Raw genomic sequence first — 17,169 nt, forward strand, 5'->3', positions numbered from 1 at the left:
TATAAGAAATATTAGTCAAAAAAGAGAGAGGTTAGATATGGGGAAAAAAGTATATGCAATAAAAGAAGGATTTAATTTTGAAACTAATGAAAAAGTGGAAAATAAAATAGTTAGCACTTGGGCGGAGTGTTTGAAGTATGTTAAAGGGGTTAAAGGAGCTAAGTATAAGAGTTTTGCAGACATTGAAAGTGCAAGGGAATATTTAAGTGAGGATACAAAATTATTAAAAAAAGAAGATAACAATTATCCACAGGATTGTTTACATGTTTATGTTGATGGAAGCTATAATATTAGTACAGAAGAATATTCGTATGGATTGGTAGCAGTTAGGAATAATGTGGTTGAATACATTAATAGCGCTTCAGCAAAGGACAGTTCTAAAAAAAATATAAGGCAGATAGCAGGAGAATTAGAAGCTGCAGTTAAAGCTGTAAAATATGCACTTGAAAAAGGAGATAAGCGTGTAGTTATATTTCATGATTATGAAGGCATATGCCATCATGCTACAGGTTTTTGGGAAAGAAAGGAACAATCTTCAGCTGAATATTATAAAAAGATGAATGAATTAATGAGTCAAGGTATTGAGGTGACTTTTGTTAAAGTAGATAGTCATACAGGTGACTTTTTTAATGAACTTGTAGATGAAAAGTGTAAGGAAAAGTTATTGATTCCATCAGATAAGGTAGTAGAAAAATGGCTACTTACAAATTCTGTAAATGTATCCAATGAAGGAGTAAAGCAGGAAATTATCAAGATAGCTCCTAAGGGGGGAAAAAATGTAGTTATAGTTAATTCTAATGAAGAAAAAGTCGAAAATAAGACAGAAAAAAAACAATTTAGCAATATCATTGCAGTATATAATAAGGATCCTGAACATGCTAAAGATTTAATATGCAACTTAAGTACTGAAGAAAAAAATGATTTTATAATTTATTTATTAGAGAAAAAAATTTAGTATAATTTTCTTTGTTTAATATATACAAAAATGCATATTCTATATATGAAGCTAAAAAATATTTAACTACATAATTAAAAAGGAGTGGATAGAATATGCGTGGTAAATTTGTAACAGGTGCTTTAGTAGGAGCTGCTTTGGGAATGATGCTAGTTCCAGGAATGGATAGAGCAACAAAAAGAAGAATAAAAAGAACTGCAAAGTACATGAGAAATATGGCAGAAGATGCTTATGATGGAATGAAGGGTAAAATGATGCAATAAAATGTTATACTTAAAAAAATAATAGATCATTTACAAAACATTTAGTTTATTATTATTTTAATTAACTGGATAATATTAACAAATTATAAATTGTGTACTATGAATTTGTATAAGTAACATAGTACGCAATTTTTTTTGCATAAATTTAAAATCTTGAGGATAAATTTGGATACAATGTAATTAAAGTTAAAAAAATGTACTTTATATTAAAAATTTTTATATCATTATTAAAAAATATGTTATAATAATATGTGTAATTCAAAAAAGTTTAATACAGTTAAATTTATCTTACAGTCAAATAATTGGAGATTTTGTAAAGGACTATTATCAAATTTTTCAAAGTCTGGTTATACTTTTAGTTAAATAGTAAATGTTCAAAAAATCTAAAGACTTATTTGCTTATCTAGATATACTAAATAAATTACTAATTGTAGACAAACTAAATTAAAAATAGGTTTAGTTTTTGGATAAATACTTGGACTAAAATATATGTTTGAATTTTTCCCGAATATTTATGTATGCATCAATATGTATGTAATAAAGGAAGAGTGAATTTATGGAAATACTATCTTTAGGAGAAAAAATTAAAAGAAGAAGAAAAGATCTTAATATGACCCTTAAAGATTTAGCAGGAGATAGAATTACTCCTGGACAAATAAGCCTTGTTGAGTCAGGAAAATCAAATCCTAGCATGGACTTGCTAGAATACCTTGCTAATGCGCTAAATACTTCTATAGAATACCTTATGGAATCTGAAGAAACGCAAGCAGAAAAAATTTGCACTTATTTTGAGAATATAGCTGAATCTTACATAATAAATGAAGATTTAAATCAGGGTGAAGAGTACATAGAGAAAGCTTTATATTATGCAGAAAGATATAATCTTGAATATTGCAAGGCAAAAAATTTGTATCTTAGAGGGATTATATATATGTCTAAAGACGAATATGCCTTAGCTCAACAGTTTTTTCTATCATCCAATGTAATATTTATAAAGAATAATGATTATGAAGAAACTATTAAAACCTTTGTAAATTTAGGAGAAATTACAATGAAGCTAAAAGCTTATCATTCTTCTTGTAGTTATTTTCAACAAGCAGAAAGTGTGTACACTGAGAATGATATAGGCAATGATTTTTTACTTGGACAAATATACTATAATATAGCTTGTGTGTATTTTAAGTTGGAAAACATGGAAAAGGCTATGAACTATTCTTATTTGGCAAAGGAAAAGTTTAGGCAAATGGATAATAAAAAAGAGTATGCTAAGACATTATTATTGTTATCAGAACAGTATAATAAAAAAGGCGATGTAGATAATGCCATAAAATATTCGAAGAAGACATTAAATGTTTATAAAGAAATTGAAGATGTTATACATATTGCTAAAATAGAAAATAGTCTTGGTAAGTTATTTTATGAGTTTGATAACTTAGAAGAGTCATTTATACATTTGAACAAAGCTAGAGAGCTAAAGATAAAAATTAAAGATTCTAGTATAGTGGAAACCTTGGTGAATATATGTGAAAACTATATAAAACTTAAAGATATAGAAAACTCTAAGTTAATACTTAAAAATATAATTGATAGTATTGAGGATGGCAGTGATAGAACTTTGATACAATATTATTTACTTAAGTATAGAATAGATATGTTAGAGTCCAATTTGAAGGAGGCAGAGAATACTTTAATTATGGTGTTAAACTTTGTCAGAAATATGGACTATACAAAGGAAATTGCCGAAATATGTATTATGATTGGAAAGTTCTATATAGATAATAATAGAGAAGAAGAGGCGGCTCAGTATTTAAATGAAGGTGTAGAAACTTTTAAAAAGCTTGGAATATTAAAAGACTGTTAGTGTGGATAGGTGAAAAATATGGAGATACTTTCTACAGGTGAAAAGATTAAAAGGGCTAGAACATATAAGGGATGCACTTTAAAAGATTTATGTGGGGATAAAATATCAGTATCAAAAATGAGTTGTATTGAAAATGATAAAATCAAACCTGAAGATTGGATACTAGAATTTGTAGCAGAAAAACTTCAGATTGATGAATCATACTTGAAACAAGATATTAAATCCCAAGTAATAAGGAATATTAAGGATATAGAAAAAAGCGAGTATTCAGATGAATATGAGAGTAAATTAGAATATAATTTAAAGTATGCAGAAGAATATTCATATTTTGATATATCTTTTAATATAATGCACTTATTGTTTAATTATTATTTAGATAAAAATAAAATTGAAAAAATACAGCTTATAATATCTAAGTACTATGATTATTGGAAAAAGTGTTTTACAGAAGAAAATGGTGTAGTATACTACATGGATATAGCTAGATTTTTTTATAACACTAAAGAATTTTCTCAAGCAGCTAATTATTACAGCAATGTAAGAGATGTTTCTAAAAAGAGCAAAGATTATGCTTTATTGGCAAGAGCAACTTATAATGAGGCAGCTTGTTATGTAATGTTAGAAAATTATGAAGCGGCTTATGAAATAGCTGTAAAACTTACAGATTTAATTGACTATATAGAAAATGATATTAAAAAAGCAGAAGCTTATCATATGCTTGCAATATTATGCCTTAGAAGAAACCATGTGGAAAATTTTGATGAATATGAACAGAAATCTTTTAAATTATATGAAAATAATTTAGCACATAAAGCTCAAGCTATATATAATTATGCTGTAGTTATGTTTAGCTTGAACATGAAGGATAAGGCTATAAATTATATAAATAAAGCATTAGAATGTTATCCTAAGGATAACAAAGAAACCTTGGTTAAATTTATGCTAATGAATATAAACAAACTAATTGAGAATAATGTGCTTAATAAAGCTCAGAAAGTTTGTGATATGGCTTTGAATTATGCTATAACTTTAAATAATATAACTTTTATAGAAAGGGCATATTATTACAAATCATTGATTTTGGAAAGAGAAGGCGATCTTTCATCGGCAGAAATGTATATAAACTTATCCTTGGATGCATTATTAAAGTTTGCTAATAATAATGAAGTATATAGAAGATATATGGAAATGGGAAATATGTACTATAGAATAGGGAATGTAAGAGAATCAATAAAGTATTTTAATTTTGCAATTAATTTAGAAAAGAAAATGTAATATGGTATATAAATTTGGTAGATTATTTATTTGAAAAAAATCATCTCTAATTACAATAAAGATGGTTTTTTTCTTGCGTGTATTTTAAAATTAATAGTTTCTTAATAATAATTATTATACTAAATATTGAATGATAAGTAAGATTGGGTATAATAGTAATTAAAAGCAAAGCGCGAAGCGAAGCTTAGTAAGTTAAGAATTAATAGTTGAAGGATGATTTTTACCTGTCGCGAAAAATCTACATTAACTATTAATTATTCATTCTTAACTATTAATTTTTTAAGGAGGTTTTTTTATGGATGTAGAAAAATTAACTATAAAAGTTCAAAAAGCTTTAAATGAAGCACAGTTAGTAGCTGTTAGATATAATCATCAGCAGATAGATACTATTCATCTTTTTTCAGCTCTAGTGTCTCAAGAGGACGGTCTTATTCCTAATATATTTAGCAAGATGGGAGTAGATATAAGAGCGTTAAAAGAAGAAATAAGTAAGGCTCTAGATAAAATGCCAAAGGTTCTAGGAGAAGGAGCTCAAAATACATCTCTTTATGCAACTAGAAGATTTGAAGATGTCTTTGTAAAAGCAGAAAAGGAAGCTAAAAAGTTTAAAGATTCTTATATAAGCGTAGAACATGTAATGCTGGGTCTTATGGAAGTTAATTCTAAAGAAATACAAGACATTTTGACAAAATTTAATATTACAAAAAATGATTTTTTAAGTGCATTATCTAAGGTTAGAGGAAATCAAAGGGTAGAAACTCAAGATCCAGAAGGAACTTATGAAGCATTAGTTAAGTATGGCAGGAACTTAGTTGAGGAAGCCCAAAAACATAAATTAGATCCTGTTATAGGAAGAGATGACGAAATTAGAAGAGTTGTAAGAATACTTTCAAGAAGAACAAAGAATAACCCTGTACTTATAGGGGAACCTGGAGTTGGTAAAACTGCTATAGTAGAAGGATTAGCAGAAAGAATAGTAAAAGGTGATATACCTGAAGGTCTTAAAAACAAAATAATATTTTCTTTAGACATGGGTGCTCTTATTGCTGGAGCTAAGTTTAGGGGAGAATTTGAAGAAAGACTAAAGGCAGTATTGAAGGAAGTGGAAAATAGCGAAGGAAGAATAATTCTTTTCATAGATGAAATTCATACTATAGTTGGAGCTGGAAAAACAGAAGGTTCTATGGATGCTGGAAATCTTATAAAACCAATGTTAGCCAGAGGAGAACTTCACTGTATAGGTGCTACGACCTTTGATGAGTATAGGAAGTATATAGAAAAGGACAAAGCTTTAGAAAGAAGATTTCAGCCAGTAGTAGTAGCTGAACCTACAGTTGAAGATTCTATATCTATACTTAGAGGACTTAAGGAAAGGTTTGAAATATATCATGGTATAAGAATTCATGATTCAGCTATTGTTGCATCAGCAAAGCTTTCTGACAGATATATAACAGATAGGTATTTGCCAGATAAGGCCATAGACCTTATAGATGAAGCTTGCGCAATGATAAGAACTGAAATAGACAGTATGCCTGCGGATATGGATATGGTAAAACGTAAAATATTTCAATTAGAGATTGAAAAAGAAGCATTATCCAAGGAAAAAGACAATGCGTCTAGAGAAAGACTTAAATTTTTAGAAAAAGAGTTAAGTAATTTAAAAGACAAAGATAATGAAATGACTGCAAAATATGAAAAAGAAAAGTCTAAAATAATCGAAATTAGGAACTTAAAGGAACAGCTTGATAATGCTAGAGGTGATATTGAAAAAGCTGAAAGAGAGTATGATTTAAATAAAGTAGCAGAGCTTAGATATGGATTAATTCCTAAGCTTGAAACTGCAATAAAAGAAAAAGAGAAATTGATTAAAGAAAATAATGAAGATGCAATGTTAAAAGAAGAGGTAACAGAACAAGAAATTTCACAGATAATTTCAAATTGGACTGGCATACCTGTAGCCAAGTTAGTGGAAGGAGAACGAAAAAAACTTTTAAGACTAGAGAATGAACTTTCACAAAGGGTAATTGGACAAAAAGAAGCTGTAACTGCTGTATCTAATGCAGTTATTAGAGCAAGAGCTGGAATGAAAGACCCTAAGAGACCTATAGGTTCTTTTATATTTCTTGGACCTACAGGAGTTGGAAAAACAGAATTGGCTAAAACTTTAGCTAGAACTTTGTTTGATAGTGAAGAAAATATAGTAAGAATAGACATGTCTGAATATATGGAAAAATACTCTGTATCTAGGCTTATAGGTGCGCCTCCAGGATATGTAGGTTATGAAGAAGGAGGACAGCTTACAGAAGCTGTAAGACGAAACCCTTATAGTGTAATATTATTTGATGAAATAGAAAAGGCTCACGATGATGTATTTAATATATTTCTTCAAATATTAGATGATGGAAGACTTACTGACAATCAAGGAAAGGTAATAGATTTTAAAAATTGTATAATAATCATGACTTCGAATATTGGAAGTAGTTACTTACTTGAGAATAAGGAGATTTCAGGAGTAGAACAACATATTCGTGATAGAGTTATGAGTGAAATGAAATCAAGATTTAAGCCGGAATTTTTAAATAGATTAGATGATATTATATTATTTAAACCTCTATCCACAGAAGAAATAAAGGATATAATATCAATATTTATTGAGGATATAAGAAAGAGACTTAAAGAAAAGAATATATCGTTAAAAATAACAGAAGCTGCTAAAAGACTAATGGCAGAAGAAGGATATGATCCAGTATATGGTGCAAGGCCTTTAAAAAGATATATTGAAAATGTATTGGAAACATCTATTGCAAAAAAGATTATTAAAGGTGATGTATATGAAGGATGTACCGTAGGAGTTGATGTTAGAAATGATGAAATTATTGTAGAAAATGTAACTGCCAATATACAATAGATAAAATAGTTATAAGGATGTCAATTAAGATATCTTTATAACTATTTTTTTGTAATTTTGTAAGTGGATTGAATTGGTAAATTATAACGTAATGTTTAGTTTAATAATATAAATTGTAAAATTTTACACGTAGTAATTTGTAAAAAAGTATGTATTGATGTAATATTGCAACTTAATATTGAAACAAAATTGACTAATATATAACTATAAATGCTTATATTTAGTAATAATTTGTTTTGATGCAAAAATGCAATGCGTTTCCTTATTGCAACATGAAAATGTCTGAAAATAAACATATTTTAGAACTTAATTCAACGTTTAAAAGTTAAATTATTAACGAAGTCGATGTTAATAATTTAACTATCTCAATAGTTCCCCAACTTTTAGTAAAAATATGTTTACTAAATTAATTATTGTTTGGCACAGGTTTTGCTAAATAAATATGGCATAAGGGGTGATTGTTTTGGAATATAAAAATATTAAATTAGAAAAGGAAAACCATACTTCTATATTAACTATTAATAGACCTAAGGCACTAAATGCATTGAATGCGGAGCTATTGAATGAAATTGATCAATGCATAGATGAAGTTAAAAATGATGAAAGTACATATGTGCTTATAATTACAGGGGAAGGTAAAGCATTTGTAGCTGGAGCAGATATAGCAGAAATGAAAGATAAAACTCCAGAACAGGCAAGAAAGTTTGCTGAATTAGGATTGGCTATATTTAGAAAAATAGAGCTTATGGAGAAACCAGTTATTGCAGCAATTAATGGTTTTGCATTAGGCGGCGGTTGTGAATTATCCATGAGTTGTGATATAAGAATAGCTTCACAAAAAGCTAAATTTGGACAACCAGAAGTTGGTTTAGGAATTATACCTGGATTTGCAGGAACTCAAAGACTTTCAAGATTAGTAGGACCAGGAAAAGCAAAGGAATTAATATATACAGCAGATATGATTAAAGCTGAAGAAGCTGAAAAAATAGGATTAGTTAATAAAGTAGTTGCACCTGAAGAATTAATGAATGAAGCAAAAGCAATGGCAGAAAAGATTGCTTCAAAAGCACAAGCTGCTATAAGATATTCAAAAATATCAATTAATAAAGGATTTGAAACTGACATTGATACAGGAATGACAATTGAAAATAATTTATTTGGTTTATGTTTTGCAACAGAAGACCAAAAAGAAGGAATGGGAGCTTTCTTAGAAAAAAGAAGTCCAGATTTTAAATTAAAATAGTTTAAAAAGTAATTATTAATTATTATTATTATAAATTAAAAGTTTATTGGAGGGAAAGGATTATGAAGATATTTGTATTAGGAGCAGGAACAATGGGATCAGGAATTGTTCAAACATTTGCTCAATCAGGTTATGAAGTAGTAATGAGAGATATTGAAGAAAAATTTGTTGAAAGAGGAATGTCAAACATTACTAAAAATCTTGATAGAAGTGTTAAAAAAGGAAAAATGACTGAAGAAGCTAAAAATGAAATTCTTGGTAGAATAAAACCTACTACAGATATGGGTTTAGCAAAGGATGTAGATCTTGTAGTAGAAGCCGCTATAGAAAATATGGAACTTAAAAAGAAAATCTTCGCTGAGTTAGATGGAATTTGCAAACCAGAAGCTATACTTGCTTCAAACACATCATCTTTATCAATAACTGAAGTAGCAAGTGCTACAAATAGACCAGATAAAGTTATAGGAATGCATTTCTTTAATCCAGTACCAGTAATGAAATTAGTAGAAGTTATAAAGGGAATTTGTACTTCAGAAGAAACTAAAAATACAATAGTTGAAACAGCTAAAAAATTAGGAAAAGAACCAGTAGAAGTAGAAGAAGCACCAGGATTTGTAGTTAATAGAATACTTGTTCCTATGATAAATGAAGCAGCTGGTATATTAGCTGATGGTATTGCTAAAGCAGAAGACATTGATTTAGCAATGAAGCTAGGCGCTAACCACCCAATAGGACCTCTAGCTTTAGCAGATTTAATTGGTATAGATGTATGTTTAGCCGTTATGGATGTTTTATATACAGAATTTGGTGATTCAAAATACAGACCTCATCCATTATTAAGAAAAATGGTAAGAGGAAAATTATTAGGAAGAAAGACTGGAAAAGGATTCTATGACTATACAAAATAATATGATTATTTGTAGATAGATTTCGTAATTACACAAAATAAGAATTTAAGAATTTTAGGAGGAATTAACATGAGAGAAGTAGTTATAGTTAGCGCAGTTAGAACTGCTATAGGTAAATTTGGAGGAGCATTAAAAGATGTAACAACTGTTGAGTTAGGAGCTACTGTTATTAAAGAAGCTGTAAAAAGAGCAGGAATAAAACCAGAACAAGTTGGAGAAGTATTGATGGGCTGTGTATATCAAGCAGGACTTGGACAAAATGCAGCTAGACAAGCATCAGTTAATGCTGGTATTCCAGTAGAAGTTCCAGCTATGACATTAAACATACTTTGCGGTTCAGGACTTAGAAGTATAAGTTTAGCAGCACAAATAATAAAAGCAGGCGATGAAGATATTATAGTTGCAGGTGGAATGGACAACATGTCAAGAACTCCATATGTACTTCAATCAGGAAGATGGGGACAAAGAATGGGAGCATCAGAGTTACAAGATTCTATGCTTCATGATGGTTTACATTGTGCATTTAATCATTATCATATGGGAGTTACTGCAGAAAATATAGCTGAACAATGGAAATTAACTAGAGAAGAACAGGATGCTTTTTCAGTAGAATCACAAAATAAAGCAGAAGCAGCAATAAAAGCAGGAAAATTTAAAGATGAGATAGTTCCTGTAGTTATAAAAACTAGAAAAGGTGATGTAATATTCGATACAGATGAGGGACCAAGACCAGGAACAACTATGGAAGCATTAGCTAAATTAAAACCAGCCTTCAAAAAAGGTGGAACAGTTACAGCAGGAAATTCTTCAGGAATAAATGACGCAGCAGCAGCTCTAGTAATTATGAGTGCAGATAAAGCAAAAGAATTAGGATTAAAGCCAATGGCTAAAATAGTTTCTTATGGAACAAAAGGTTTAGATCCATCAATAATGGGATATGGTCCATTCTATTCTACTAAACTTGCTTTAGAAAGAGCTGGTATGACAGTAGATGATTTAGATTTAATAGAAGCAAATGAAGCTTTTGCAGCTCAAAGTTTAGCAGTAGCAAGAGACTTAAAATTTGATATGAGCAAGGTAAATGTAAATGGAGGAGCTGTAGCATTAGGTCATCCAGTAGGATGCTCTGGAGCTAGAATCCTAACTACACTTTTATACGAAATGGAAAGAAGAGATTCTAAGAAAGGCCTAGCAACTTTATGTATAGGCGGAGGAATGGGAACATCTGTAATAGTTGAAAGATGTTAAGTAAAAAATTAAAGAGTAAGAGCTTGAGACCTTTGCTGGCTTGAGACTTTAAACTTATTTAATTTTAAAATATCACAATATGCAGCTAAAGTTATTGTTAATTTTAGCTGCATGTTAAAAAATTTACATGTTATTTTGATTAAATAAAATATATTTGGGAGGACTTTTTATGGATTTTACATTGACAAAGGAACAAGAATTTGTAAAACAAATGGTAAGCGAATTTGCTGAAAATGAAGTTAAACCTTTAGCAGCAGAAATAGATGAAACAGAAAGATATCCACTTGAAACTGTAAAGAAAATGGCTAAGTATGGCATGATGGGTATGCCTATTGCTAAAGAATATGGTGGAGCTGGTGGAGACACACTTTCATATATATTAGCAGTAGAGGAATTGGCAAAAGTATGTGCAACAACATCAACTATACTTTCAGCACACACTTCTCTTTGTGCATGTGTAATACAACAATTTGGTACAGAAGAGCAGAAACAAAAGTATTTAGTACCTCTTGCAAAGGGTGAAAAAATAGGAGCATTTGGTTTAACTGAACCAAACGCAGGTACAGATTCATCGGCTCAACAAAGCCAAGCTATTCTTGAAGGAGATCATTATATATTAAATGGACAAAAAATATTTATAACAAATGGTGCTTATGCAGATGTATTTGTAGTATTTGCTATGACAGATAGAAGTAAGGGAAATAAGGGAATATCAGCATTCATATTAGAAAAAGGAATGCCAGGTTTCTCATTTGGAAAAGTTGAAAATAAAATGGGAATAAGGGCATCATCAACAACAGAACTTGTATTTGAAGATGTTAAAGTACCAGTAGAAAACCTAATAGGAAAAGAAGGAAAAGGATTTGCTGTAGCAATGAAAACTCTAGATGGAGGAAGAATTGGTATAGCAGCACAAGCATTAGGACTCGCAGAAGGAGCTTTAGATGAAGCTATAAAATATATGAAGGAAAGAAAACAATTTGGAAAAACACTTAGCAGATTTCAGGGCTTAGCTTGGATGGTAGCTGAAATGGACGTAAAAATTGAAGCTGCAAGAAATTTAGTATATAAGGCAGCAATGAGAAAAGAAAAGGGACTTCCTTTCACAATAGATGCTGCAAGAGCAAAATTATTTGCTGCAGATACTGCTATGGAAGTAACAACTAAAGCAGTTCAGCTATTTGGTGGATATGGATATACTAAGGATTATCCAGTTGAGAGAATGATGAGAGATGCTAAGATAACAGAAATATATGAAGGAACATCACAGGTTCAGAAAATGGTTATATCAGGAAGCAGATTAAAATAGGAGGTTTTTTAAATGAATATAGTTGTTTGCTTAAAACAAGTACCAGATACAACAGAAGTAAAAATAGATCCAAAGACAGGAACATTAATAAGAGAAGGTGTTCCATCAATAATAAATCCAGATGATAAAAATGCACTAGAAGAAGCATTAGTGTTAAAGGAAAATGCAGGTGCTAAGGTTACAGTAATAAGTATGGGACCACCACAGGCAGAAACAGCTTTAAGAGAAGCTTTAGCTATGGGAGCAGATGAAGCTATACTAATAACAGATAGAGCATTTGCAGGAGCAGATACATTAGCAACATCACATGCACTAGCAGGAGCATTAAAGAAACTAGATTATGATATAGTATTTGCAGGAAGACAGGCAATAGATGGAGATACAGCACAAGTAGGACCGGAAATAGCAGAACATCTTGGAATACCTCAAATTACATACGTTGAGAAAGTGGACATAGATGGAGATAAAATAAAGGTTAGAAAAGCATGGGAAGATGGATATGAAGATTTAACAGTAAAAGCACCAGTGCTTTTAACAGCAATAAAAGAGTTAAATGTACCAAGATACATGCATATGAATAATATATTCAATATATTTAAAGAAGAAGTAAAAATATGGACTGCAAATGATATAGGTGTAGATAAATCCCTTTTAGGATTATCAGGATCACCAACAAAGGTAAAGAAATCAGCAACAAAGGAAGCAAAAGGTGCAGGAGAACTTGTAAACAAGCCATTTAAAGAAGCAGCAGCTTATGCGGTTTCAAAGTTGAAAGAAAAACACTATATATAAGCAGGTATCCAAAATCAATGATTTTGAGATGATCGCTTACTCAGCCGACGTAAGGAGGAGGAGTTTCATTAAAAATATTAGGAGGTTTTTTAGCATGAATATAGCAGATTATAAAGGCGTATGGGTATTTGCTGAGCAGAGAGATGGAAAGCTACAAAAAGTAGCATTAGAACTAATAGGAAAAGGCAAAGAACTAGCAGATAAATTAGGAACAGAAGTAACAGCATTACTACTTGGAAGTGAAGCTGATGATATAGCAAAAGAATTAGCAGCATATGGAGCAGACAAAGTAATATATGCAGATAGTCCATTATTAAAACACTATACAACAGATGGATATGCAAAAGTTATATGTGATCTTGTACAGGAAAGAAAACCAGAAGCAATACTTGTAGGAGCAACATATATAGGAAGAGATTTAGGACCAAGAGTATCAGCAAGATTATCAACAGGACTTACAGCAGATTGTACAGGATTAGATATAGATCCAGAAACAAAACATCTTCAAATGACAAGACCAGCATTTGGGGGAAATTTAATGGCAACAATAGAATGTGCGGCAAATAGACCACAAATGTCAACAGTAAGACCTGGAGTATTTGAAAAATTACAAAAGGATACATCAAGAAAAGGTGAAATAGAAAAAATAAATGCAGATATAAAAGCATCAGATATAAGAGTAAAAGTAGATGAAGTAGTTAAAATAGCAAAAGATATTATGGATATAGGAGAAGCTCAGTTCATAGTATCAGGAGGAAGAGGAATAGGAAGCAAAGAAGGTTTTGAACCATTAAAAGAATTAGCAGATGTACTAGGAGGAACAGTGGCAGGCTCAAGAGCAGCAGTAGAAAATGGCTGGGTAGACAAGGCATGCCAAGTAGGACAGACAGGACAAACAGTAAAGCCTATAGTATATATAGCATGTGGAATATCAGGAGCAATTCAACACTTAGCAGGAATGCAAGACAGTGATTATATAATAGCAATAAACAAAGATGAAGGCGCTGCAATAATGAAAGTAGCAGATTTAGCTATAGTAGGAGATTACAAAAAGGTAATTCCTGAAATGGTAGCTGAAATAAAAGCTTTAAATAATTAGCATCCATTAACAATCACTTTAAATATATAGACAAAAAATTTCGTATATAAGCTTGTAAAAACGTATATACGAAGTTTTTTGTTTTTTGAATTAAATATAATTATATAGTATAATTGATAGAAAATATAATTAATAGTATTTAATACAATTATTTATATTTTTTATTAATGTATAAGAGGTAGGAGGTTGCACTACTTTATGGGGATTCAACAATTAATGAATGATACTTTTTCTGATTCATGTGATTTAGAAATGAAATTGGAGTTCGTCAAATTAAAATTGAAGGAATTGCAGGATGTAATTGAAGGATTCAATGATGGTATTTATGTTACAGATAAACTTGGCAATACTATATTAGTAAATAAGTATTGGGAAAAGATTACTGGTATAAAGAGAGAAGAAGTATTGGAAAAAAATATGTCCTTTTTAGAAAAAGAAGGATATATGTCAAAATCAGCAACTCTCATAGTTTTAAAAGATAAAAAAAGTGTAACCATTGAACAAAAATTAAGAACAGGGAAAAAGGTATTAGTTTCTAGTAACCCTATATTTGATAGGGAAGGAAATGTAACTATGGTAGTTACAAGTGTAAGAGATGTTATAGAATTATATGAATTAGAGGAACAACTAGAAAAAAAAGAGGAGATACTTAATAGTCAGAATTCTTCCAATACAGATAGTTTAAAAAATCAGCTTTTAAATTTTTCAGACATTATAGTAGAAGATGAGAACATGATTAATGTCTTGCAAATGGCTAAGAGAGTAGCAAAAGTAGATGCTACTGTGCTTTTGCTTGGAGAAACAGGTGCTGGTAAGGAAGAAGTTGCTAAATATATACATAAAAATAGTAAAAGATGCAATAACAATTTTATAAAAATAAATTGTGGAGCAATTCCAGAGCATCTCATGGAATCAGAATTTTTTGGCTATGAAAAAGGAGCTTTTACTGGTGCTAATAGGGAAGGAAAAATTGGATTATTTGAAATGTGCAACAATGGAAATTTATTTTTAGACGAAGTAGGAGAATTGCCATTGGACATGCAAGTTAAACTTCTTAGAGTGCTTCAAGAAGGTGAAATTACCAGAGTAGGTGGTACTAAGACCATTAAAATAGATGTAAGAATTATAGCAGCAACTAATAGAGACTTGAAGAAAATGGTAGACAAAAAACTTTTTAGAGAAGATTTATATTATCGTTTGAATGTAATACCTATTACGGTATTACCTTTAAGAAAAAGAAGAAAAGATATTAAGCCTTTAGCAATGCATTTTTTAACTAAATTTAATAACAAATATAACTTTAATAAGTCTCTAACTTGTGCAGCAGTGGATTACTTGTATAAGTATGATTGGCCTGGAAATGTAAGAGAACTTAGAAATATAATAGAAAGAACTGTAATTATGAGTAAAGGTGATAAAATACTTAGAGATGATTTAACTGTTAGAATGCTTGGAGATTACAGTTTAGTAGAGAATAATAATAAGGATAAGCATTTTACTTTGAAAGAAGCTGTTGAAAATTTAGAAGAGGTACTTATAGAAACCACTTTTAAAAAGTATGGAAATGTTAGAGCAGCAGCCAAGGAGTTAGGTATAGATGCATCAACCCTTGTAAGAAAAAGAAAAAAATATAGAAGTAAAAGTGATTGTAAAAATAGTGATGTCTAGTTGTACAAGTAATAATTTTGTATAAAGAATAATTGCAATGTTGCCTTTGAGTTACATAAATTTTAGATAAGATTAAGATATATTGTGAAAAATGTTGCATACCTTCGAAATTTTAAATTTGTTTCATAATTCACGAAGTAGAAGGGGTTCAGTGTAAAAAATTGTGATGTAAAAAAAGTAATATTGTATTATAATATTTAGAGTTAGGGGTAAGGTTTAGAATATAATTTAAGTTGATTTTTTAAAAATGTTAACCAAATAACAAGGGTGGTGTGAAAAATTAAAATTAAATCTTTTTTTAGTATTATAATTTCTAAAATGATAATAGGCTTATCAAAGGCTTTATTTAAAGGAGGAAGTAACTTTCCAGGCAGGATTGCCTTAAAATTAGATGAGAGTATTTTAAAAACTGTATGTGAAGATTATAAAATTATACTTATAACAGGAACTAATGGTAAAACTACCACTACAAGTATGATATATAATATGTTAAAAGATAGCGAAAAATATGTAATTACAAATAATACAGGTGCGAATATGCTTCCAGGGATAGTTTCTTGTTTTGTGGAGCATTTTTCTTTTTCAAGCTGTTCGGCTACAAAGTATGCGGTTATTGAGTGTGATGAAGCTAATGTAAAGTTGGTTACAAAATATGTTACTCCGGAAGTTATAACTGTAACTAATTTATTTAGAGACCAACTAGATAGATATGGTGAAGTATACACTACACTAAAAAAAATACTTGAAGGAATTGAAAAAGTTCCGCTAGCTAATTTAGTATTAAATGGTGATGAATCCTTGTTGGGAGGTTTAGAACTTCCTAATAGGACTATATATTATGGATTTAAGGACTCCTTAAATAAGAACAACATAATAGATATAAATGCAGATGCTAAGTTCTGCAAAAAGTGTAAAAGTCCTTATAAATATAATTATCTTACTTATAATCATTTAGGTGATTTTTATTGTGAGAATTGTGGATATAAAAGACCTGAATTGGATTATTCTGTAGATAAAATAAAAGAACAAAATCCAGAAGGATCCTTGGTAATAATAAATGGAACTGAATATTATATAAATCAACCAGGTACATATAACATATATAATGCTCTATGTGCGTATTCAGTTGGAAAAGTATGTGGAATTGCAGATTCTGTAATTTTTAATTCCTTGAAAAGTCAAAAAAGCAGCTTTGGTAGACAAGAAAGTATAAATATAGATGGAAAAGATATAAAGATAATTTTAGTTAAAAATCCAGCTGGATATAATGAAGCAATAAACACTATAAGTTTAGATAAAAGGAAGTTTTCTTTGGCAGTACTTCTAAATGATAATTATGCAGATGGTAGGGACGTGTCTTGGATATGGGATGTTAATTTTGAAACATTGTCCTCATTGGATATTGATAAAACAATAGTTTCTGGTATAAGACTATATGATATGGCTATAAGACTTAAAGTAGCAGGGCTCCCGCAGGATAGATTTGCCATATGCGAAAATTATGAAAAGATTCTAGAAGAAATAAGAGGATGTAATAATAATACTGTTTATATACTTGCTACTTATACTGCTATGATTAATTTTAGAAAGTTCCTTAACAATAAAGGATTTATTAAAAATCTTTGGTAAAGTTTCCATGA

At 30.0% G+C, this 17,169-nt stretch carries 13 protein-coding genes; all 13 read left to right on the plus strand.

Annotation, left to right across the window (positions count from 1 at the left end; all coding sequences use genetic code 11):
- The first annotated feature begins 37 nt into the window (after positions 1-37).
- The 13 genes from Q6H37_RS01990 to Q6H37_RS02050 all read left to right on the plus strand — a co-directional run bounded on the left by Q6H37_RS01990 (position 38) and on the right by Q6H37_RS02050 (position 17,158).
- Positions 38-955 carry a ribonuclease H family protein gene (locus tag Q6H37_RS01990; protein ID WP_318738933.1) on the plus strand — a complete coding sequence of 306 codons (918 nt, stop codon included), beginning with the start codon at positions 38-40 and terminating at the stop codon, positions 953-955.
- Between the two features lie 95 nt (positions 956-1,050).
- Entirely contained in the window at positions 1,051-1,218 is a 168-nt protein-coding gene (locus Q6H37_RS01995) for a YtxH domain-containing protein (protein ID WP_318738934.1), read from the plus strand.
- A 556-nt stretch (positions 1,219-1,774) separates the two neighbouring features.
- Entirely contained in the window at positions 1,775-3,079 is a 1,305-nt protein-coding gene (locus tag Q6H37_RS02000) for a helix-turn-helix transcriptional regulator (RefSeq protein WP_318738935.1), read from the plus strand.
- An 18-nt stretch (positions 3,080-3,097) separates the two neighbouring features.
- Positions 3,098-4,354 (plus strand): helix-turn-helix transcriptional regulator, encoded by a 1,257-nt coding sequence (locus Q6H37_RS02005; protein ID WP_318738936.1) that lies wholly within the window; start codon positions 3,098-3,100, stop codon positions 4,352-4,354.
- Between the two features lie 295 nt (positions 4,355-4,649).
- On the plus strand, positions 4,650-7,262 hold the full coding sequence (gene clpB, locus Q6H37_RS02010; protein WP_318738937.1) for an ATP-dependent chaperone ClpB: 2,613 nt from the start codon (positions 4,650-4,652) through the stop codon (positions 7,260-7,262).
- A gap of 463 nt (positions 7,263-7,725) precedes the next feature.
- Positions 7,726-8,505, plus strand: coding sequence for a short-chain-enoyl-CoA hydratase (locus Q6H37_RS02015; protein ID WP_318738938.1), 780 nt, complete (start codon positions 7,726-7,728; stop codon positions 8,503-8,505).
- Positions 8,506-8,567: 62 nt separating this feature from the next.
- Positions 8,568-9,413, plus strand: coding sequence for a 3-hydroxybutyryl-CoA dehydrogenase (locus Q6H37_RS02020; protein WP_318738939.1), 846 nt, complete (start codon positions 8,568-8,570; stop codon positions 9,411-9,413).
- A 69-nt stretch (positions 9,414-9,482) separates the two neighbouring features.
- Positions 9,483-10,661, plus strand: a complete 1,179-nt coding sequence (locus tag Q6H37_RS02025) for an acetyl-CoA C-acetyltransferase (RefSeq protein ID WP_318738940.1) — start codon at positions 9,483-9,485, stop codon at positions 10,659-10,661.
- Positions 10,662-10,830: 169 nt separating this feature from the next.
- On the plus strand, positions 10,831-11,970 hold the full coding sequence (locus Q6H37_RS02030; protein WP_318738941.1) for an acyl-CoA dehydrogenase: 1,140 nt from the start codon (positions 10,831-10,833) through the stop codon (positions 11,968-11,970).
- A 12-nt stretch (positions 11,971-11,982) separates the two neighbouring features.
- Complete coding sequence (locus Q6H37_RS02035; RefSeq protein WP_318738942.1) at positions 11,983-12,762, plus strand: electron transfer flavoprotein subunit beta/FixA family protein; 780 nt, start codon at positions 11,983-11,985, stop codon at positions 12,760-12,762.
- Positions 12,763-12,856: 94 nt separating this feature from the next.
- A complete protein-coding gene (locus tag Q6H37_RS02040) occupies positions 12,857-13,861 on the plus strand; it encodes an electron transfer flavoprotein subunit alpha/FixB family protein (protein ID WP_318738943.1) in 1,005 nt (334 codons plus the stop codon).
- A gap of 198 nt (positions 13,862-14,059) precedes the next feature.
- A complete protein-coding gene (locus tag Q6H37_RS02045; protein ID WP_318738944.1) occupies positions 14,060-15,529 on the plus strand; it encodes a sigma-54 interaction domain-containing protein in 1,470 nt (489 codons plus the stop codon).
- 318 nt (positions 15,530-15,847) lie between these two features.
- The gene (locus Q6H37_RS02050) at positions 15,848-17,158 is read left to right on the plus strand and encodes a Mur ligase family protein (protein WP_318738945.1); all 1,311 of its coding nucleotides are present in this window, start codon (positions 15,848-15,850) and stop codon (positions 17,156-17,158) included.
- Positions 17,159-17,169: the final 11 nt, after the last annotated feature.

It is taken from the genome of Clostridium sp. JS66, assembly GCF_033561535.1.
GTDB lineage: Bacteria > Bacillota > Clostridia > Clostridiales > Clostridiaceae > Clostridium_AM > Clostridium_AM carboxidivorans.

Coding starts and splice junctions, on each gene's coding strand:
- Q6H37_RS01990 (WP_318738933.1), top strand. CDS start 38: ATGGGGAAAAAAGTATATGCAATAAAAGAAGGATTTAATTTTGAAACT.
- Q6H37_RS01995 (WP_318738934.1), top strand. CDS start 1,051: ATGCGTGGTAAATTTGTAACAGGTGCTTTAGTAGGAGCTGCTTTGGGA.
- Q6H37_RS02000 (WP_318738935.1), top strand. CDS start 1,775: ATGGAAATACTATCTTTAGGAGAAAAAATTAAAAGAAGAAGAAAAGAT.
- Q6H37_RS02005 (WP_318738936.1), top strand. CDS start 3,098: ATGGAGATACTTTCTACAGGTGAAAAGATTAAAAGGGCTAGAACATAT.
- clpB (WP_318738937.1), top strand. CDS start 4,650: ATGGATGTAGAAAAATTAACTATAAAAGTTCAAAAAGCTTTAAATGAA.
- Q6H37_RS02020 (WP_318738939.1), top strand. CDS start 8,568: ATGAAGATATTTGTATTAGGAGCAGGAACAATGGGATCAGGAATTGTT.
- Q6H37_RS02025 (WP_318738940.1), top strand. CDS start 9,483: ATGAGAGAAGTAGTTATAGTTAGCGCAGTTAGAACTGCTATAGGTAAA.
- Q6H37_RS02030 (WP_318738941.1), top strand. CDS start 10,831: ATGGATTTTACATTGACAAAGGAACAAGAATTTGTAAAACAAATGGTA.
- Q6H37_RS02035 (WP_318738942.1), top strand. CDS start 11,983: ATGAATATAGTTGTTTGCTTAAAACAAGTACCAGATACAACAGAAGTA.
- Q6H37_RS02040 (WP_318738943.1), top strand. CDS start 12,857: ATGAATATAGCAGATTATAAAGGCGTATGGGTATTTGCTGAGCAGAGA.
- Q6H37_RS02045 (WP_318738944.1), top strand. CDS start 14,060: ATGGGGATTCAACAATTAATGAATGATACTTTTTCTGATTCATGTGAT.
- Q6H37_RS02050 (WP_318738945.1), top strand. CDS start 15,848: ATGATAATAGGCTTATCAAAGGCTTTATTTAAAGGAGGAAGTAACTTT.